Below are 20,709 nucleotides of genomic sequence, written 5' to 3' on the forward strand. Positions count from 1 at the left end.
ATACTATTCGACATTTTTTACACATATGTTCGTACTTGTTTGAGAGGATTTAACCATCCGTACTTTTTATTTTCATAATCCATCGCTAAAAATGTTAACTCACACTTTCTAAGCACCTCAAAGAAAGTTGTTTCCATGGATACATTTCCAGAAGTATTCATTCGAATATATTGTGGTTTCACCATTATTTCGCCATATTCGGCTCCTGTATAGAGCGTATGAGTATGATGTGTTCTTTCATATTTGCCAAGAACATGCAAAGCTTGTTCTAATTTATGATGAAGTTTCATTACTTGTAATGGCATCGTAATATACGTCATTTGTTTATATAATACTTTCTTCTCCGAAAGGGACCCAGATTCTGAAAATCGAGCAAATAAATCAAAAAACAAATATTCACGACCAAAGTAAGCTTTCGCAATATCCTCTTGAATTAAATACAATTCATACGTTTTCATTTTTTCCCTCCCGATCTGGACAACCTTTTCCCTACATTATATAAGAAAAAATTTGCAATGATTGTCTGACTACGGAGAGAGAAAAAACTTTTCCTGTCGAAAAAACTCAATTACATAGAAAAATCTCCCCATGCTGGAGAGATTTTTCTAAAATCATTAAAGCATTTCTTTTACTTTGCGAACAACGTTCTCTACAGTAAATCCATACTCTTCCATAATCTTCTCACCAGGAGCAGAAGCACCGAATGTGTCGATACCTAGTACATCTCCATCAAGACCTACGTAACGGTGCCATCCGAATGTAGCACCCATTTCAATTGCGAAACGTTTCGTTACTGCTTTTGGTAGTACAGATTCTTTGTACTCAGCAGTTTGAGCTTCAAAGCGATCCATAGATGGCATGCTAACAACAGCTGCATCAACGCCGTCTGCTGCTAAAGCTTTTTGCGCTTCGATTGCTAAGCTTACTTCAGATCCAGTTGCAAGTAGGATTACATCAGCCGTTTCTTTCTTGCTTGCAGAAACTACATATGCACCTTTTGCTACTTTTTCATAAGTATCGTCTTTTGCACCTTCTAATGTCGGAAGATCTTGACGAGTTAACACTAATGCAGTTGGTGTTTTTGTAGATTCTAAAGCTAATCTCCAAGCTGCAACAGATTCGTTACCGTCAGCTGGACGAATAACAGAAACGTTTGGCATTGCACGAAGTGCTGCTAATTGTTCAACCGGCTCATGCGTTGGACCATCTTCACCAACAGCGATACTGTCGTGTGTGAATACATACGTTACAGGCAATTGCATTAATGCTGCAAGACGAATTGCTGGACGTAAGTAGTCAGAGAATACGAAGAACGTACCACCGTAAGTTTTCAAACCGCCATGTAGTGCAATACCATTCATTGCTGCACCCATCGCAAACTCACGAACACCGTACCAAATGTTTTTACCGCTGTAATCAGCTCTTGTGAAGTCTTTTTCGTTATTCATGTATGTTTTGTTAGAACCAGCAAGGTCAGCTGATCCACCAAAGAATGATGGTACAGACTCTGCAATAGCATTAATTACAGCACCTGAAGAATTACGTGTTGCTGCTTTTGATCCTAATTCATAAGTTGGTAAGCTTTGTTCCCAACCTTCTGGAAGAAGACCATTCATTGCTGCTTGCAGCTCGTTTGCTAATTCTGGATATGCTTGTGCATATTCACCGAGCATCGTGTTCCATGCAGCTTGTGCAGTCTCACCAGCATCTTGTACCGTTTTACGGAAGTTGTCATATACTTCTTCTGCTACATGGAAATCTTGTTCAGCAGTCCAAGCATATGCTTCTTTCGTTAATTTTGTTTCGTCTACACCAAGTGGAGAACCGTGTGAAGCTGATTTTCCTGATTTGTTTGGAGAACCGAAACCAATTGTCGTTCTTACTTCAATTAGCGTTGGGCGTTTTTCGTCAGCTTTCGCTTCTTCAATTGCTTTTGCAATTGCTTCAATATCGTTTCCATCCTCAACACGGATTACTTGCCAGCCGTATGCTTTGTAACGATCTTCTACACTTTCAGAGAATGAGCGATTTAAATCGCCATCTAATGAAATATCGTTTGAATCGTAAAGCACAACAAGACGACCTAATTGTAAATGAGCAGCTAATGAAGATGCTTCAGCAGAAACGCCTTCCATTAAATCGCCATCACCACAAATAGCGTATGTATGATGATCTACTACATTGTACGCATCACGGTTATACTTTGCTGCTAAATGTCTTTCAGCCATCGCCATACCAACAGCTGTTGCAATACCTTGTCCAAGTGGACCAGTTGTTGCGTCTACACCCGCTGTGTGACCATACTCAGGATGTCCTGGAGTTTTGCTTCCCCATTGACGGAAGTTCTTTAAGTCATCCATTGTTAAGTCATAACCAGATAGATGAAGTAGGCTGTATAGTAACATTGAACCATGACCTGCAGATAATACGAAACGATCGCGGTTAAACCACGTTGGGTTATTTGGATTGTGTTTCATAAATTGAGTCCATAATGTATAAGCCATTGGTGCTGCACCCATTGGCATTCCTGGGTGACCAGAGTTTGCTTTTTCAATCGCATCAATGGATAATGTGCGAATCGTGTTGATAGAAAGTTGTTCGATTGAATGTGACATGCTATTCTTCCCTTCGCGTATGTTAGTAAACGTTTTATACATTTATATGATAGCTTCCCACGCAAGATTATACAACATGTATCGACAAATATGTTGATGTTTTTTTGTTTTTTTATAAAAAAACCAATGTTTCCGGTAATGTATGGGTATTCAATATGACATACTTTTTTATTGTTTTTATTTTAAAAACAAAGGGAATTATCTGTATATTTATACAAATATATGAACTTCTTCTATACCAACTTTTTTGATAAACACTAAAAAAATACAAAAAAAGCATCTAACTTCGATGCTTTTAAAATTCGTTAAATAATCCGTTTTCGAATCGAACTTGAAATAAAATCAATTATAATTACCATTAAAATGATGCCTAATAAAATAATTCCCACGCGGGACCAATTCCGTGAACTCAGTGCAAAAATTAATGGAGTACCAATACCACCTGCTCCAATAACACCTAAAATCGTAGCGGATCGTACATTAATTTCGAATCTGTATAACGTATACGATAGAAAATCCGGTAACACTTGTGGTAATACTGCATACCAAAGTATTTGAAACCGATTTGCACCTGTTGCGATTAACGCTTCCGTCGGTCCCTTGTCTATATTCTCAATTCCTTCCGAATATAGTTTCCCTAACATTCCGATAGAGTGTAATCCTAAAGCTAGAACTCCGGCGAAAGAGCCTGGACCGACAGCTTTTATAAATAAAAGGGCCATAACTAATTCAGGAAATGTACGAACAAAACTAAGTACAAATTTCCCAGTTACTGAAGTTAATTTTCCACTACTCATATTCGTTGCCGCCCAAAAAGCAAATGGAACAGATAAAAAGGCAGAAATAAATGTACCTAATATCGCAATTGCCAATGTATCAATTAAACCATGTAACAAATCTTCACCATCTGGTAAAGATACATAGGACCAATCTGGGTTCAGTACGCCTGTCATAATTGCTTTTGTAATTTCTCCCGCTGTATCCTTTATTCCCTCTAGCGGGACTCCTGAAAAGGCCCATACATATATAACTGTAAGTACTATAAAAATAATCCAGCGATATACACTCGGTTTCTTCGGTTTCGGTACGATTATCGTCGTTTTACTCATTATAATTTCTCCCGCAACAATGTACTTACATAATCAATTAGCAATACAACAACAAGAGTATAAATAATAATAGAAGCAGTTTGTTGATATTGTAAAAATCCAAGTGTACGATCGTAATATAATCCAATACCACCCGCTCCTACTAAGCCTAGAACAGCTGCTGCACGCACATTCACCTCAAATGTATAAAGGACATAGGAGACAAAGTGCGCTTTTACTTGCGGAATTACCCCATAAACAATCCATTGCACCTTATTTGCTCCTACCGCCGTCATCGCTTCTAATGGACCTGGGTCAATTGATTCAATTGACTCATACAACAATTTCGCCACGAGTCCAATCGAGAAAAAAGTAAGCGCCAAAATACCTGGAAGTGGTCCTATTCCAAAAATAGCTACGAAAATTGCCGCTAATAATAAATCTGGTATTGTCCGGATAAAATTTAAAATCAATCGAGCTGGACTGTACAAAAATGCGCTAGTAAACACATTACTTGCCGCAAATAGTGCAATTGGAATAGCTAAAATCGCTCCTAAAGTCGTCCCAATAATTGCCATGCGTATTGTATCTAACATTGCTGTTGTAATAACTTGAAAATAGCTCAAATCTGGCGGCACCATCTCTTTCAGCAAATCCATCATATTAGGAAAACCAACTACTAGTTTTGCAAATGATGCGTCGACCTGCACACTACTTCCCCACAAAAGTAAAATAACTAGAATAGCCGTTAACATATGTTTCAATTTACTCGGCGGCTTCGGTATCGATTTCGAATATATCGTCACGTCATTCATTTAGCTGCCACCTCTAATAATTCGCTTTTCTGAGCTACGTCCCCATAAATTTCAGCAAATTTTTCATCCGTTGCCTCTTCTACTGAACCATCAAAAACAATTTCACCTGCATGTAATCCAATAATGCGTGTAGCATATTGCCTAGCTAAATCAATAGAATGTAAGTTTACAATTGTCGTAATTCCAAAATCTTCATTAATTTTTTTCAAATCATCTAGCACTTGCTTTGTTGTCAACGGATCTAACGATGCAACAGGTTCATCTGCCAATATGATTTTCGCTTCTTGCGCCAACGCTCTAGCAATCGATACACGTTGCTGTTGTCCTCCTGATAATTCATCAGCCCTCGCATATGCTTTTTCTAAAATATTCACTCTTTTTAACGATTGAAATGCAAGCTCCAAATCCTCTTTTGGAAATAGACCTAACGTTGTACGCAGTGTCGAATGATACCCAACACGTCCAGCTAATACATTCTTCAATACCGTTGACCGCTTTACAAGGTTAAAGCTTTGAAAAATCATACCAATATCCCGGCGCATACGTCGTAACCCTTTTCCTTTTGCAGCAGTAATAGACTCACCTTCTATTATGATTTCACCTTCCGTAATCTCATGAAGGCGATTTACCGATCTGAGAAGTGTAGACTTTCCAGCCCCGGATAGCCCTACCATTACAACAAACTCACCCTTTTGAATTTTCAAGTTTATATTATTCAATCCTTTTGTACCATTCGGATACACTTTGGAGACATTTCGAAACTCTATCACACATCTTACCTACCTTCTATGTATTCAAAACGGCAAACTAACTGAAACTACACCCCTTCCAGTTAGCTGCCATTTTCATATGTATTATTGCGTTTTTACTTTCTTTCCGTATTCACGAACGATATCAAATTTACTATCATCAGATTTAACGTATCCTTCATGTGAGTATACTTCTTTAATGATTTTGTGCCCTTCCTCATTCTTTCCTATTTCAATGAAAGCATCCTGTAATTTCTTGCTCCACTCTGCATCTAAGTCAGAACGTACAGAAATCGTATCGTTTGGAATTTTCTCCGTAAATTTCACTATTTTCGTTTGATCGAATATATTAGGATAATCTTTTTTTACAATATTACGAGCATCTTGGAATACAACAGCTGCATCTACATCACCATTTAAAAGCGCAATAAGTGACTGATCATGACCTTTTAATGTAACAGGTTTCACATCTTTCAACGGATCAATTCCCTCTTTTAACAATACAGCCGCAGGCCATACATACCCCGCTGACGATGTTACATCTTGATAACCAATTTTTTTACCTTTTAAATCTTTTACACTGTTAATATTAGAATCTTTCTTAACAACAAACTCAGATTTATAAAAGTCTACTAAATCTTTTGTAGGAGCTCCTGTCTCATCATCTACACCAAAACGTTGTGCCTGTAAAATTACATTTGCAGCCTTTTTCTCATGCGCTAACACATACGCTGTTGGAGGTAAAAAGCCTACATCTACTTGCTTAGATGCCATCGCTTCTACAATTGTATTGTAATTCGTTGAAATACTAACTTTTACCGGCATATTTAATTTATCACTTAATAGCTTTTCCAACGGTTTTGCCTTCGCCTCTAACGTATCTGCATTTTGAGAAGGAACAAATTGAACATTTAAAGTCTTCGGTACATAACCTTTTTTCGTATCTTCATTTTTACTTGCACTTGATTCCTTCGTTCCACAGCCACTTAATAATCCCGCTGCTAGTACAACTGTTGTACTCATTGCAAAAACTTTTTTCAACATATTAATACCTCCATTTTTGTTGTTATAAAATAACCTTCCGTAAACATGAAGAAATATATCACACATTTTCACGAATAATTTCCTATTTACAGAATCTTTACACATTCTATACATTCACATTAAAATTCCCTTCATATATTTGATATGCTTAATTAGTAGATAACAATAGAAAAGGTGAATGATATTGAATCAAAATCAAATTGTAACTTTAAACATCTTATTAACAAGCGATATACATGGTACTGTTTATCCAATTCACTACCAAGATAACTCCCCAGCTGAAATTGGTTTAGCTAAAATTTCTATACTTATAAAAAAAGAACGTTCCCAAAATACAAACGTTCTCTTAATTGATAACGGGGACTTCATACAAGGAACACCCTTTACTTATCATTACGCTACATATGAAAAAGATAAAAAAAATCCAATGTCTTTATTAGCAAACTATTTAAGTTATGATGCTGCAGTTATTGGAAATCATGAATTTAATTATGGAATGGATGTATTAAATAATGCTATTTCTGCCGCAAATATCCCGTACCTATCAGCAAACATTTTAGATAAAAACAGAAAAGAACCTTATTTCGGGAAACCATATATAATAAAACATATTGAATCAAATATAAAAATTGCTATTTTAGGGGTGACAACGCATTACATCCCCCATTGGGAACAAGCACATCATATTAAAGATTTACAATTTGAAGATGCATTTGAAACAACAAAAAAATGGGTTTCTTACATCCGCAAACATGAGAAACCAGATTTACTAGTCGTAGCCTATCACGGGGGATTTGAACGCGATTTACAAACTGGGGTACCGACTGAAGTTTTAACAGGTGAAAACCAAGGATATGCAATGTGCCATGAAATTGAAGGCATAGATATTTTACTAACAGGCCACCAACACCGAGAAATCGCTCACACCGTGATTAATGGTGTAACAATTTTACAGACCGGATGCAATGGACACTCAGTTGGAAAAGTAACAGTAACATTCGAAAAAGCAGAACAAAAATGGGTGAAAAAAGAGAGTTATTCAGAGTTATTGCCCGTACAAGGAATTGCGGCAGACCAAGATGTTCTTTCCTTGGTTGCCGATTATGAAGAGAAAACACAAAATTGGCTTGATCAACCTATTGGACTAATCTATGGGGACATGCAAATTTCAGATGCTATGCAAACTCGTTTGCAAGACCATCCTTTTATTGAATTCATAAATAAAATACAGATGGATATAGCTAATGTTTCAATTTCTTGCACAAGTTTGTTCCATAATACATCTCCAGGTTTCCCGAAACATGTAACAATGCGTGACATCGTTTCTAATTATATTTATCCAAATACATTAAAAGTAATTAGAATAACCGGAGCGGATATAAAAGATGCTCTCGAACTCTCTGCTTCTTATTTCACATTAAAAGCAGATGGATCCATCATCGTAACCCCTACCTACATAGAACCAAAGCCGCAACACTATAATTACGATATGTGGGAAGGGATTTCGTACGTATTAAACATTTCAAAACCAATTGGTGAGAGAGTAGAATCTTTACAGTATAAAGGCGCTCCCCTTAATAAAAATGAAGAATATGACGTTGTTATGAATAATTATCGCGCAAGTGGCGGAGGGAACTTCTTTATGTTTCAAAATAAGCTAGTAGTAAAAGACATACCAACAGATATGTCTGAACTTATCGCTAACTATATATTGAAGCACAAAAGGATAGAAGCAACAGTCAATCACAACTGGAAAGTTATTAAATAACGATTTTAACAAATAAAAAAAGATGGGCTATGCCCATCTTTTAATTTAATTTTGCATTCTCTTGCTTTTTTAAAGCTTTTAATTTCGCCGGTGTAACATCCGTTCCTTCTTCGTTAACGACTTTAATTCCTTTTAATTCGTTTAACATATTTTGACGAAATCCTTTTAAATATTGTTCACGTAGCGATTGGCGCTCACGTTGTTCTTCTTCAGTTAAGCCTTCAGCTTTTGCTTTTTTCGCTAAGAAGTTAATGCGTTCAATGAGTTCTTGACTTGGCATCTCGAATCCCCCTTCTACTCAAAACTGATTATTATCATACAATAGTTAGTCCTCTTTATCAAGCAATTGCTTTGTATATTCTACATACCTTCGATGTACAGTTGCTTTTGAAACATCATGACCAAAACCACGAAGTGTTGCTGCAATTTCTTCAAAAGTTAATTCATTCCGGCGTAAACGTACAATTTCCTCAATTGGCACTTCTTTTTTCTCACGTCCTATACTTAAATGACGATTTTTCAAATTATTCTCTGGACGAAATCCTTTCTCTACCGCCCTTTGCATGCCACGTTTAATTTTTAAATTGTGGATCTTTCTTTGATACTCTTCAACAATCCCTATTATATTTAGCACCATCGAATCAGAATCTGAAAGCTGTAATTCACCACTATGCGTGTGCGTATAAACTTTTATCCCCTCTTTATGTAAACAATGCATTAATGCAATCTTTGCATTTCCTCTACCAAGACGCGTTTCATCTTGTATAAGTAGTACATCAACTTGTTCATCTCGAATTGTATCTAGCACTTCTAATATGCCATCACGTTCAATTGTATAACCGCTAGCCTGCTCCTCAATTACCTTTGTAACATCCATTTGATAGCGCTCAGCTAAATGCAATAATTCATCTTTTTGACGCAATAATGATGTTTCCTGTTCTTCTTTTGTTGTGCTCACACGTGCATAAATAATTGCATTCATTTTGAACCCTTCTTTCTCACTATATCTTCCTTATAGTGTATCATAAATTTGCCTTTCGTTCGAACTTATGTTTGTAGAATGTTTTTTCGCATGTTATACTTAATAATAAGAAAAATGAAAGAAAACGAGGTGTTAGAAAACATGGAAAAGTTAACGAAACGCCAGCAAGACATTCTCGACTTTATTAAGTTAAAAGTACAAGAAAAAGGATATCCACCTTCCGTACGTGAAATCGGTCAAGCAGTCGGCCTTGCTTCTAGTTCTACAGTGCACGGACATTTATCACGACTAGAAGAAAAAGGATATATTCGACGCGACCCAACAAAACCACGCGCAATTGAAATTTTAGGTGACAACCGAATAGAAACACAGTCAGTAATTCAAGTTCCAATCGTCGGAAAAGTTACTGCCGGTTTACCGATTACAGCAGTCGAAAGTGTAGAAGATCACTTCCCACTTCCAGCTAGTATCGTTGCTGGAGCAGATCAAGTGTTTATGTTACGCATTTCTGGAGATAGCATGATTGACGCTGGTATCTTTGATGGTGATTTAGTTGTTGTTCGCCAACAACAGTCTGCATACAACGGTGAAATTGTAGTTGCTTTAACAGAAGATAACGAAGCAACTGTTAAACGTTTCTATAAAGAAAAAGATCATTTCCGTCTACAACCGGAAAACTCTTCACTAGAACCTATCATTTTAAAACAAGTGTCAGTTATCGGAAAAGTAATTGGCGTATATCGTGATTTACATTAAAAATAATAAAAAGAAGATAATTCCCTTATTTATATAGGTAATTATCTTCTTTTTATATTTTGATAGATTTCCGTTCATTCAAAAGAATGCGTTTCACTAATTATTAACGCGTTTCAATAGTAACATCTCCAGCAGCGGTTTTACCGCTAATCTTTTTACTACCATTACCAATCGTTATAGTTTTATTGTCTTCATTAAAAATTGTCACGTCTCCAGCAGCGGTTTGCCCAGTTATAACTGCATCTTGTGGTTTTTCCAATAAAGTAATGTCTACATCTCCAGCAGTTGAACTTGCCTCTAAATCATATTTAGAATCATGATCAATAATATCTATATCCCCACTAGCCGTTTTTGCTGTTACTTTCCCTATTACTTTTTTAAAATTCACCTCACCAGCTTTTGTAGACCCCTCCACACTCTTTGCTGTTACATGTTTCAAATCCACTTCTCCGGCGAGTGTTTCAACACTTACGCGGTCACTTTTCACATTACTTATTTCTATTTGTCCAGCGGATGAATTTACTTTTATCTCTTGATAAGAACGTTCTGGTACAAATATAGTCAATGTAGGCGTTTGAAATCCGAAATTGTAAAAGGAAAAATTAAATGAAACACCTTTTTCTATTTCCCCTATGACTTTTAATGTGTCACCATCTTCAGCAATACGAATCTCCTGTTTACTTACGTCTCCTGTTTGCTTTACATAAAAAGAGGAATCAGGAGATTTTTGGACAACAATATCTCCAGCATCTAACTTAACTTCCACATTTTTTAGCGTTTCGTTTTTAATAACTTCTTCCTTATTTCCTTTCTCTACAGTTTCTACTGCTTTCTTATATGTTTGTGAAATCCCTATTACTCCAATAATGATACAAGCGATAGCTACTAATAATATTTTTTTCATCATCTACTCCCCTTTTATCATTTTGAAGTTCCATACTACATAGCGTACACATAATCTTTTAAACCACTTCGTACTATAATAAGCTACAATACATAACAACAAACCTACTCCAACAAACGTTATACTAACGAAAAGATCCAACCATATAAAAGTACCCATAAATACTTTTACAATAACGAAAAATGGTGTCACTACACTAGCAATACCACCGACCCAAAAGGAAAATATAAAAGCTATAATTGCAATTAATGGGCCTAACACAATAATAAAATTAAACAAACTAAGTCCAACCGCTGCCATGACAGCTCTTGTTACATTCGAAGTCGATGGATCTTTTTTCATCTCATCAAAGCGATACAAAGCAAGCAAGTCTTTCGCAATTACTTTCGGAGAACCAAGTTCCTTTATTATTTCTGATTCAGTTTTCCCCTCTTCCATCCCAAACTGAAAGTGTTCTTCATAATCAAATAAAATATCTTGTCGCTCTTCTTCTGGTAACTTTCTAAGATGACTTGATAATTCTTTAAGAAACTGTTCTTTACTCATCCCATTCCACCCCTTCAATAATTTCTTGAACACCTCTAGCAAAATCACGCCACTCTGTTACTAATAACGTAAGTTGCATCTCCCCTTGCTCTGTTAGTTGATAATATTTACGGGGCGGTCCTTCCGTGGATTCTTTTAAATATGTTTGAAAATATTCCTCTTTCGTTAAACGACGTAATAGCGGATATACAGAACCTTCCGATATTAAAAATTTATTTGAAATTTGCTGAACAAGTTCATAACCATAACAATCCTTACGTTTTACAAGCGCCAATACACACAGTTCTAACACACCTTTTTTAAACTGAACGTTCAAGGACAATCCCCCTTTCTTATTTCAGTACTGTTCAATACATGGTACCTGTTATATCCATAATATACCACTCGGTACTGTTTATTGCAAGGTACTAAATTATATTTATTTCCTAAATTTACAAAACACAAATATAAAAGCCCGAATAAGATCTGCTGTAACTGACCATTATCCGGGCTATCATTCAACTCGAATTACAATAATACAAGATTTCATTCAATCTTTCTCCTCTATGAACCCACTTCTACTTGTTTACCTAATAAATTACGAAAGACACCTTTTCTCTCTTGAGCGAGTTGGTTAAATGCTCCTCGTTGAACGACCTCTCCCTTATCTAGTACGATGACTTGATCAGCATTACGTATCGTTGATAAACGATGTGCAATTACGATAATAGTCATCTGGCCCTTTAATTTTTCTAATGCACTTTGAATTAGCGCTTCGTTTTCTGTATCTAACGAACTTGTTGCCTCGTCTAAAATTAAAATAGAGGGTTTTCGTAATATCGCTCGCGCCAATACTAAACGTTGCCTCTCTCCGCCCGAAAGCCTAACTCCTCTATCCCCAATAAAAGTATCAAGCCCTTTTGGTAGCATTCGTACAAATTCAGCAGCAGCAGCAAAATCTAATGCAGCCCAAATTTGTTCTTCACTTGCATTCGGCTCAATCATCAATAAATTTTCTCTTATGCTTGCATTAAATAAGAATGGATCCTGCTGAACATAGCTAATAGATTTCCTTAAAGCCAATAAATTATCACTTGTAATAGTCGAATCATCTAGTAATACCTTTCCTTTTTCCGGATGAACAAGTCCCATTAAAATATCAATTAATGTACTTTTTCCGGCACCGGATCGTCCAACAATCGCTGTCATACAATTGGTTGGGATTTGCAAATTAATATTTTGAAGAGCATATACAGGTTCGTTTTGATTGTAACGGAAATATACGTTTCGGCATTCAATCCCTTTTTTTATAGACATTGGTTTTACATATTTATAGCATTGTTCTATATCTTGTAATTCCTCTGCTTTCTTACATTCCTCTTGTAATTCTATTAAAGACTTAAAAGCAGGAATACTTGCAGCTAGTTGCTCAAGATTGGATTGAATGCTTGTAAATCTTGGCCATAGCCTAGAAAAAATAAGAATAATTAATAATAATTGTCCTGGCTGAGCTTGGAATAGTTTTATAGATGTAAAAATAAGAAATGCAATTAAAATAGACGATGCAATTTTATAAAAAAGTTGCGAACTATTTTTTAGTTTCATAAATGCTAATTGTTCTTGCTCTATCCTTTGGCACCAAGTATGTAACCATGTATATCTAGATTCTTCTAACGTATTGCTTTTAATATCTTTAATCCCGTTAAAATGGTCTGTTATGCCTCCAAGATAACTTCTAGCTACCTCCGATTTTTGATTACCAAGCGCTTTTGATTTTTTTATAAAATGTCTAGAAAAAAAAGCAAGAACTAAACCAGCAAATAGGACAAAGAGAGTTATCGTTGCAGAAAGCCATAAAGCAATTCCAACTTGTATTAATGTAAAAATAAGAGCCGTTAACATCTGAAAAAATAAGTTTGTTCCATTCACAACACGTCCTAATTCTTCAGTCAAAGCATTGATTAAATCGGATTTTCTCTTTTTTACAAAAAAACCCCAATTAGCTTGTAATAAAGTACGATATATTTCCAATCTTATATGGTTTGTAAAGTTTATAAGAATTTTCATATTTCGAAGGGTAAGATTTTGTTGCAAGAGGGATTGAGCTACTACCAAAAAAATATAAACACTTAAGATAATCAGCAAGCTCAATGTTTCAGGAATATTATGCAGGAATTCAAACACCTCTGAACCTGGAATTGAACCGCTATTTACCTTTACAACTCCACTGACACTTATCATAGGAATTAATAAAAGAATGCCAATCCCCTCTAAAAGGCTAACCAAGGACATTCCTAATAGATTTATATATAATGTTTTTCCAGAAAAAGAATGTAACTTCTTAGCAAAGTACAAGAGATTTTCCATTTTTATGTCCCCCCTATGATAATACATGCTTTCTCGCTTTCCTCCAGGTACATAGAATAGGACGTAAAGGAAAGTACAAAAAATGAAGATACTTAGGCAATGGTAACGTCTTTGCATCAATTGGATAAGGATAAAAGTAACTGATAATAAATAAAATTTTTTGTTGATTTGACATTAATGAAAATAAATGACGACTGTGATACGCCGCTACTTCATCTGGAACAGGAGCCGTATGTAGGTTTACCATTTTTCTAATATAAAATATTGCATCTTGTGCTAATTTTCTGGACCGTCTTTGACCTGCCAATACTTTCATTTCTTCAGGGATTGTTGCATTTAAAAGCTCAGTAGCTAGAATTAGCGCTTGGCCTCCTACATGCCCACATTGATATGTTGTGAATAACTTGTAAACTGCTTTCCAATCAAGTCCTTGCTTGACCATTTGTTTTATATCTAATAACCAACGCAGTCGAGACCATCCATGACGTGCCCCATGAGAAATAAGAAATAAAAACAAGTCTTCGCTTCCTAATAGATATATAGGATAACTTGTAAGCGTGCTTTTTCGTTTTCGCTCCCACAGTTCCTCAAATCTTGGCTCTTTCCCTGGTCCAGGGTGTAATCTCCAATGAATTTCAAGTTTAATTTGCTTTTGCGGATGAAAAAATTCCATATGATGATGTCTCCATTTCCAATCACTTAATATTGTTTGAATATCACCATCCTTTACGTAACCTTGTTCTAAAAGAAGTTTTTCTACTTTTTTCAGCTGATGAATTGGAATAAGAACATCCAAATCAGAAGATGTTCGCAAGGAAATATCCCCATATAGGTCATGAGCAAGTAGCGGTCCTTTTAAAAAAAGAGTACGAATCTCATTTTCAGTAAACAGTTTACTTACTAGCTCCATTTCAGCACTTAAATGAAGCATCTGAAATGTATTCATTTTAAAATATTGGTGTAAAATTTGAATAACACGTACCGGAACCAATTTTTTATCCACCTCTTTCATCTTTGGATAAATGAATGAATATACACGATGATGGATTGTTAGTTCGAGAAATCTATCCCAATCAATATTTTCAAACCACTCCTTATTGATTTCTTGTAACTCCGTAGCATTTCCACTTTTTAGAATTTCAAGTTGTAATTTCAGCTCCTTAGCCACACAGTTTAAATCCAGTCCATAACTGTTATTCATAGTATTCTCCTTCAAGATTTTTTAACCCATTCTTCTCGCAAATTTGCTAACTACAGTGAACCGTTCCATTTCTTCTGCTCCAGTTATATAAAAAGAACCACTACGTAACCAAGCATGAGCAACCATCTTTCCATTCTTATCCTTCGCGGTCCCTAAATACAAAGTACTCTCAATTTGACGTCTTTTTAGCATTTCCATTCCAGCTATCGCACTCACAAGACATTTACTCTCCCAAAAAGTGTGCTGACTCATAATATGTATTGCTTCAGAAATACTTCTTAATATTAATTTATTAGATTCGTTACAGCTTAAAGATGTTTCATCCATATGAGTACCTAATGTAGGAGCAATCTTAGAAAATGGCATAGATTTAAGAAAACGAGCCCATCCTAAATACATATACGCTTCTATAAATAAAAACATTGTCTTCATATCTAATGAGAAAAACTTTCTTATCTTTTGCACAATATTCATATATTCCCCTACTTCTTATACAGGATAAAATACTAGACTACTTGTTTCTCCCTTCTACAATCTCAACCAGATTTTCTTCTAACAGAAGTTCTAAAAAAGAAATAACTTGCTCCTCACATGTAAATTGCTCTACTTCATATTCCGATATTAATGCAGCAACTAATTGAGTAACAGATGTTGGGTTCTCAATAAAATCCCATATCGTTCCACCCATTTCACCTAAATTATAATATTTTCCATTTTGGATACTCAACATGACTTTTTCTCCATCCATATTACTGACGATGTTTCCTTTTCCTTGTACGATTGTATGGTGTACTGAAATATTTTGTTTTCGAATCATAGATTACTCCTCCTTATTTAAGGTTGCTAGAACTAAAGATACTAGTTGATGTGCTGTAAATTCGCAAGTTGGTCGGCGTAGTCGAAAAATATCAATTTGTTCGATGATCCTTGTAGAAGTACTAAAATGCCAATCCATTAATCCCAAACGTGGAATCAGAAAGTTACGATATGAATGGCGGAACAAAGTATGGAGACGCTCAAGTCTCTGAATAGGATAAATATCAATGCCCTCTCTCTCAGTTTTAACTAATTCAAATACACCGGCAAGGGGTAATATTTCAGTTGAAAATTGAGAATTGACTGGAACTGCATATTTAGTTTCCCGTTCAAATAAAGAACAATATTGACTTGACTTCATTCCAAACGCAGTGAGGGTTTCCTGCCATAGTTTTTGTTGTGGATAGGCCGAAAAAACAAACGGAACATGACCATCATTTGAAAGAGACACAGCTATCACATCATCACTTAGTAGCTGATATCCCTTACTTAAAAAAGCAGTAGCTAAGGTAGACTTTCCAGCCCCTGAATCTCCAATAAAAGCATACGCCTTTCCATTTATAGCAACCGCACTCCCATGTAGCGGTAATATTTTCCTTTGCATCAATATAGTGCCCATACAAGTCCCCAGAATGTAAATCCTAATCTCATTTTCGTCAGCTCCATTCATCGGGGAAACACTAATCCTATTTCCATCCCTTATAGCAAACGTAGCAAGGTTAGAAAGTTGAAACATAACTAGATTATCCCTCACTAAAAATTGATTGGGTTGACCTGCTATTTCCAGCCATAACTCAGATAAATCATCAATCGTAATCACAACATCCGGTTTATCGGATTGTTTATTTATTTGAGGTAATTCTGGTAAAATGATTTCACTTAATAAATTTAATCCAAAAGCTTTATAAGTATTTTTTTTTACAGTATCTATCATCTATATCACTCCAGATTACTAAAAGAATTAATTTAAAGGAAAAGCCCTCATCCTTTTTCATATGGAATAAGGGCAACAAAACATCTAAAAACAAATAAATTTATGACTGATGATGCGGACCATTTGCAGGTTCACCATTGTAAGCTTCATCATGATAGCCCTCGTATCCTGATGCCATAGTCATATTAATATCCAGTGTCTCTAGCACCGGAGTTTTCCACTCTTTTTTCATATTTTCACCTCCTCTCAAGAAAAGTTTTTTATAAATCGACTAACGACTAAACTTCGAATAGCAATCCTATATTCTGGATTTGTTGCATATTCCGGCCGAGGTCCTTCCCTAACCTTTGAAATAGCTGACTTCACCACTTGCTCATTTAAAAATTCCCAAATCCTCATATCTGAACTAAGGCACTGAAGTTCCTCAACAAATATATGCCAAGAAGGAGTCATACGATGAACCCAATCTACACCTTGAACCCCTCTATAATGCTGATTCAATCTAACTTTATCTGGTAAAAAACTTTCTGTTGCCCTACGGATAAGTGCTCTGTCAAAACCATCCTGTACATACTGTTCTTCAGGTACTGATAGGCAAAAACGAATCACTCGTATATCATTTGTTGGATCTCGTTTCCATAGCGAATAGCGTAAAGATTGTTTCGCTCCAAGTGTGTTTGTTGCATTCCAATGGAACAACTCTTCAAAATGTCTTCTTCTTTCTTCATATATATTTGGCAAATTTCCTCTCTCATCAATGCCATGTTCTTTTAGTTTTGTAAACACATCAGTCCTTTTTGCCAGCTCGGGGCTAATTAATCTAGGTGAACGATATATTTCAATGCCCGGAGTGATTTTATTAATAAGTGGGAATGCAAATTTCCAAATATATGATAAGGATTTTGTTTTTTTCACTCCAATATTTTTACTATATAAATTTAGTTCTTTATAAAGGCGAATCCACTTTAATTTTTTTAAAAGAATAGCATAATACTCTATAGCAGGTCCCCAAGATATGGATAAATTCCCCCTTCCTCCGGTTAATAATACACCTATTCCTTCCTCATGTGCTTTCTCGAAAATTCCCTTTAACCAAATAGAATTTTCAAAAAATTTATATGGCATCTCCATCGTTTCAAGGAAATCATTTATCTCTAATAGGGGGTTCTCTTCTTGAAAATCTACATAATGATCTGTAATACCTTCTATATGCTCTACGGTTGATTGAATAAACGGCCTCTCGTTAGCCATCCTATACTTGGGTGTAAAATCGATAAAATCACTAGGAGGAACATAACTATATGTATGTAGTCGTTTATTCTTTGTACGTAAAACCTTTGCTGCAAAGCTGACAACAGATCCTGAATCCAACCCTCCACTCAACTGGGCACCAACATGACGATATGTTCGTAACCTTGCCGTCACTGCATCTTGAAATACGTCCTGAAATGCCTCTACATATTCCTCATCTGACTTTAACTTTAACTTTTCTCTTGAAGTTAAAGTACAATATCTCGTAAGTATTATCTTATCTTCAACTATCGAAATACTATGAGATGGAGGTACTTGTTCTATATTTTTATAAGGCGTCATGGTGGCATCAACTACATCAACCATTCCACTTATAGCCAAATATTCAGCGAGCCATTGTTCATTTAATTGTTTTCGAACGTATGGTAAGGTCAACAACGGCTGTATTGTCGTACAAAACGCAAATCGCTGTTGATTCTTGTAATAGTAAAGAGTTCGACTCCCAGAAAAGTCTCTTGCTCCAAACAATTTTTGCTTTCGCTCATCCCAAATCATAAAAGCAAAATCGCCTACTAAATACTTTGGAGTTTCTTCTTTCCACCTTTGATAGGAGAGCAAGATTAATTCGCTATCTGTCATTTTTTTTCTATCAGCATATTCCACTTGTAGTCTTTCAAATAACTCATCACGATTATCGATAATGGCATCTGCTGTAATCGCTAATTGCCTTTTATAATCATAAAATGGTAATTGTTCACCGATAGACTCTGGTGTAATCCATTGTGCGTGACACCCAAGGAAGACGTTATCTGTATGCCATATTTGAACATCATCAGCAGGATATTTTTGCAAATCCTTCATTAATCTCGTACCGTGCTCAATCGATATAGGTTCATCATTAAAATGTAAAATCCCAGTTATAGCACTCATTTTTTCCTCCCACTATGCAACAGTAAGTAAAGGCCAATCGAATCAAGTAAAACTCTCATCAGCTTAACTTAATCATTCTCTACTGATAATTGCTTCTCACGAATTGGGCTTTTACAGACAGTTCCTCTACAGCTACATACATTTTGTTGCTCTTTCCACATTCTTTTTAAAGAACACTTATATTTAGTTCAACAAAAATACCAAGTAAATATCTATAGTTTTATTATCTACTTTTCAATATATGGCTGTACTTAAATTTCATTAAAGAAGGACATTAGTAAGATAAAATTAACATTTCATCTTTACTCTGTCAATAAATAGACCGAATTTTCTGGTTATATCCAATTGGAAACCTTTATAATGAACTCCCCTACTTACTCTTTAACCTTGTCCGCAAGTATGGATATTTTCTACACCATCTTGGTAAACTAGGAAAAGTTAAAACAATATATCTCCATACATCTGATCTTGCTGTATTTAAATCAACAGCGTAGCTATCTGTAATATTATAAATGATATATCTTCAAGTTCTCGTTACCCTCTTACTTCCTCTAAAATATATGCACCGATAACGTTTATTTTTGTTATTGTAAAATTTTCAGTATCCATAATAATCCACTCATTATCAATTTTTACAATATTTTTTTGTACATTCGTACTTTATACTCATGATATCAACTCCCAAAACTATCATTTTTTAAAATAACGAAACTACCAACTACTTTTATTCTTGTTTAACCCCATTTCAAAAATAATCATTCAAATAAAAGCACCTCCTGAATTTACACATACCATCCAGAAAGTGCTTTATTTTATAAAGCATTTTTGATACATTGAATTACCCTTTGTAGTTCACCGTCTGCCATGTTAGAACTAGAAGGAAGACAAATACCTCTTTTAAATAATTGTTCACCCACATGAGTATTTCCGCTATGAGGGTAATATTTCATTGTTTCAAAAAGCGGCTGCATATGAAGCGGTTTCCAAACAGAGCGAGCTTCGATATTTTCTTTGGCTAATACTCCCAATAATGATTCTATAGATATACCTGCTTCTTTTTCATCAATCGTTAAAGTTGTAAGCCAACGATTCGAGCAAGTGTTTTCTAATTCGGGCATAAACTGAAACCCAGATATATTGGATAATTCTCGGTAATATTGCTCAAATATGAACCTTCTAGCCCTAACTCTCTCTTCTAGCACCTCTAATTGTGCTCTTCCAACACCGGCCAATATATTACTCATTCGATAATTGTAACCCATCACACTATGCTCGTAGTGAGATGCTAAGTCTCTTGCTTGAGTTGCTAAAAATCGCGCTTTCTGTAATGCCTCAACATCATCAGAAACCAGCATTCCTCCACCAGAGGTTGTAATAATCTTATTGCCATTAAATGAATAAACCCCAAATTTCCCGAATGTTCCACTTGCTTTTCCTTTATATGTAGAACCGAGAGATTCTGCTGCATCCTCAATAACGGGAACATCATATTCATTACATAATGAAAGAATTTCATCCATTTTCGCACTCTGCCCATATAAGTTAACAACGATAATAGCTTTTGGTAATTTCCCTTCTTTATCCGCATCACATAACGCACATTCCAATGCTTGAGGTGACATGTTCCATGTTTCCGGCTCTGAATCAATGAATATTGGTTCAGCTCCTACATAAACAATTGGATTTGCACTTGCTACAAAAGTAAGGCTTGAACAAAATACTTTATCTCCTTTTTGAACCCCTAATAACCGCAAAGCCAAATGAATAGCAGCAGTGCCTGAACTAACCGCTGCAGCATCCTTTACACCAACAAAAGTTGCAAGCTCCTTTTCAAAAGCATCTACATTCGGACCAAGAGGAGCAATCCAATTTGTATCAAATGCATCCTGAATATATGTTTGTTCATTTCCGCTCATGTGCGGTGATGAGAGATAAATTCGTTTTTGTTGTATCATTACCATCTT

Annotated in this window: 21 protein-coding genes; 2 read left to right on the plus strand and 19 right to left on the minus strand. The window is 35.6% G+C overall.

What is annotated here, in order from left to right; translation table 11 throughout:
* Positions 1-17: 17 nt before the first annotated feature.
* The 6 genes from sirA to EXW56_RS17355 all read right to left on the minus strand — a co-directional run bounded on the left by sirA (position 18) and on the right by EXW56_RS17355 (position 6,311).
* Entirely contained in the window at positions 18-458 is a 441-nt protein-coding gene (sirA, locus tag EXW56_RS17330) for a sporulation inhibitor of replication protein SirA (protein WP_002160871.1), read from the minus strand.
* Between the two features lie 156 nt (positions 459-614).
* Positions 615-2,615: a transketolase gene (gene tkt, locus EXW56_RS17335; protein WP_002111206.1), complete on the minus strand. Its 2,001-nt coding sequence runs from the start codon at positions 2,613-2,615 to the stop codon at positions 615-617.
* A 305-nt stretch (positions 2,616-2,920) separates the two neighbouring features.
* The gene (phnE, locus tag EXW56_RS17340) at positions 2,921-3,724 is read right to left on the minus strand and encodes a phosphonate ABC transporter, permease protein PhnE (protein WP_215596813.1); all 804 of its coding nucleotides are present in this window, start codon (positions 3,722-3,724) and stop codon (positions 2,921-2,923) included.
* Positions 3,724-4,518 carry a phosphonate ABC transporter, permease protein PhnE gene (gene phnE / locus EXW56_RS17345; RefSeq protein ID WP_098988327.1) on the minus strand — a complete coding sequence of 265 codons (795 nt, stop codon included), beginning with the start codon at positions 4,516-4,518 and terminating at the stop codon, positions 3,724-3,726. The genes phnE (EXW56_RS17340) and phnE (EXW56_RS17345) overlap by 1 nt, the downstream gene beginning before the upstream one ends.
* A complete protein-coding gene (gene phnC / locus EXW56_RS17350; protein ID WP_016100236.1) occupies positions 4,515-5,288 on the minus strand; it encodes a phosphonate ABC transporter ATP-binding protein in 774 nt (257 codons plus the stop codon). The genes phnE (EXW56_RS17345) and phnC overlap by 4 nt, the downstream gene beginning before the upstream one ends.
* Before the next feature lie 84 nt (positions 5,289-5,372).
* Positions 5,373-6,311, minus strand: a complete 939-nt coding sequence (locus tag EXW56_RS17355) for a phosphate/phosphite/phosphonate ABC transporter substrate-binding protein (protein ID WP_002087886.1) — start codon at positions 6,309-6,311, stop codon at positions 5,373-5,375.
* Positions 6,312-6,495: 184 nt separating this feature from the next.
* Between EXW56_RS17355 and EXW56_RS17360 the strand changes: the two genes are divergently transcribed.
* On the plus strand, positions 6,496-8,079 hold the full coding sequence (locus tag EXW56_RS17360; protein ID WP_098988328.1) for a bifunctional metallophosphatase/5'-nucleotidase: 1,584 nt from the start codon (positions 6,496-6,498) through the stop codon (positions 8,077-8,079).
* 40 nt (positions 8,080-8,119) lie between these two features.
* Here the strand turns inward: EXW56_RS17360 and EXW56_RS17365 are convergent, their stop codons facing one another.
* The gene (locus tag EXW56_RS17365; protein WP_002111213.1) at positions 8,120-8,359 is read right to left on the minus strand and encodes a DUF896 domain-containing protein; all 240 of its coding nucleotides are present in this window, start codon (positions 8,357-8,359) and stop codon (positions 8,120-8,122) included.
* A 45-nt stretch (positions 8,360-8,404) separates the two neighbouring features.
* Complete coding sequence (locus EXW56_RS17370; RefSeq protein ID WP_002111214.1) at positions 8,405-9,061, minus strand: YneB family resolvase-like protein; 657 nt, start codon at positions 9,059-9,061, stop codon at positions 8,405-8,407.
* 141 nt (positions 9,062-9,202) lie between these two features.
* On the opposite strand from EXW56_RS17370, the gene lexA reads away from it, so the two are divergent.
* The gene (gene lexA, locus EXW56_RS17375; protein ID WP_002199634.1) at positions 9,203-9,817 is read left to right on the plus strand and encodes a transcriptional repressor LexA; all 615 of its coding nucleotides are present in this window, start codon (positions 9,203-9,205) and stop codon (positions 9,815-9,817) included.
* Between the two features lie 103 nt (positions 9,818-9,920).
* On the opposite strand, the gene EXW56_RS17380 is transcribed toward lexA, so the two are convergent.
* The 11 genes from EXW56_RS17380 to EXW56_RS17430 form a co-directional block, all read right to left on the minus strand.
* Positions 9,921-10,721: a DUF4097 family beta strand repeat-containing protein gene (locus tag EXW56_RS17380; protein WP_215596814.1), complete on the minus strand. Its 801-nt coding sequence runs from the start codon at positions 10,719-10,721 to the stop codon at positions 9,921-9,923.
* Between the two features lie 3 nt (positions 10,722-10,724).
* Positions 10,725-11,267: a DUF1700 domain-containing protein gene (locus EXW56_RS17385; protein ID WP_215596815.1), complete on the minus strand. Its 543-nt coding sequence runs from the start codon at positions 11,265-11,267 to the stop codon at positions 10,725-10,727.
* Complete coding sequence (locus EXW56_RS17390; RefSeq protein ID WP_002199631.1) at positions 11,260-11,583, minus strand: PadR family transcriptional regulator; 324 nt, start codon at positions 11,581-11,583, stop codon at positions 11,260-11,262. The genes EXW56_RS17385 and EXW56_RS17390 overlap by 8 nt, the downstream gene beginning before the upstream one ends.
* A gap of 227 nt (positions 11,584-11,810) precedes the next feature.
* Positions 11,811-13,613 (minus strand): ABC transporter ATP-binding protein, encoded by a 1,803-nt coding sequence (locus tag EXW56_RS17395; RefSeq protein WP_215596816.1) that lies wholly within the window; start codon positions 13,611-13,613, stop codon positions 11,811-11,813.
* Positions 13,614-13,626: 13 nt separating this feature from the next.
* Positions 13,627-14,814 carry a nucleotidyltransferase domain-containing protein gene (locus tag EXW56_RS17400; protein ID WP_002160862.1) on the minus strand — a complete coding sequence of 396 codons (1,188 nt, stop codon included), beginning with the start codon at positions 14,812-14,814 and terminating at the stop codon, positions 13,627-13,629.
* A 21-nt stretch (positions 14,815-14,835) separates the two neighbouring features.
* The gene (locus EXW56_RS17405; protein WP_002160861.1) at positions 14,836-15,288 is read right to left on the minus strand and encodes a lasso peptide biosynthesis B2 protein; all 453 of its coding nucleotides are present in this window, start codon (positions 15,286-15,288) and stop codon (positions 14,836-14,838) included.
* A gap of 37 nt (positions 15,289-15,325) precedes the next feature.
* A complete protein-coding gene (locus EXW56_RS17410; RefSeq protein ID WP_215557337.1) occupies positions 15,326-15,631 on the minus strand; it encodes a lasso peptide biosynthesis PqqD family chaperone in 306 nt (101 codons plus the stop codon).
* 3 nt (positions 15,632-15,634) lie between these two features.
* Positions 15,635-16,564, minus strand: a complete 930-nt coding sequence (locus tag EXW56_RS17415) for a phosphoenolpyruvate carboxykinase (ATP) (protein WP_215557338.1) — start codon at positions 16,562-16,564, stop codon at positions 15,635-15,637.
* A gap of 100 nt (positions 16,565-16,664) precedes the next feature.
* Positions 16,665-16,796, minus strand: coding sequence for a paeninodin family lasso peptide (locus tag EXW56_RS17420; RefSeq protein WP_002160858.1), 132 nt, complete (start codon positions 16,794-16,796; stop codon positions 16,665-16,667).
* Between the two features lie 14 nt (positions 16,797-16,810).
* Positions 16,811-18,745 carry a lasso peptide isopeptide bond-forming cyclase gene (locus EXW56_RS17425; protein ID WP_215557339.1) on the minus strand — a complete coding sequence of 645 codons (1,935 nt, stop codon included), beginning with the start codon at positions 18,743-18,745 and terminating at the stop codon, positions 16,811-16,813.
* Between the two features lie 812 nt (positions 18,746-19,557).
* Complete coding sequence (locus tag EXW56_RS17430) at positions 19,558-20,706, minus strand: aminotransferase class I/II-fold pyridoxal phosphate-dependent enzyme (protein WP_002160856.1); 1,149 nt, start codon at positions 20,704-20,706, stop codon at positions 19,558-19,560.
* Between the last annotated feature and the right edge of the window lie 3 nt (positions 20,707-20,709).

The sequence above is a fragment of the Bacillus mycoides genome (genome assembly GCF_018742245.1).
GTDB lineage: Bacteria > Bacillota > Bacilli > Bacillales > Bacillaceae_G > Bacillus_A > Bacillus_A cereus_U.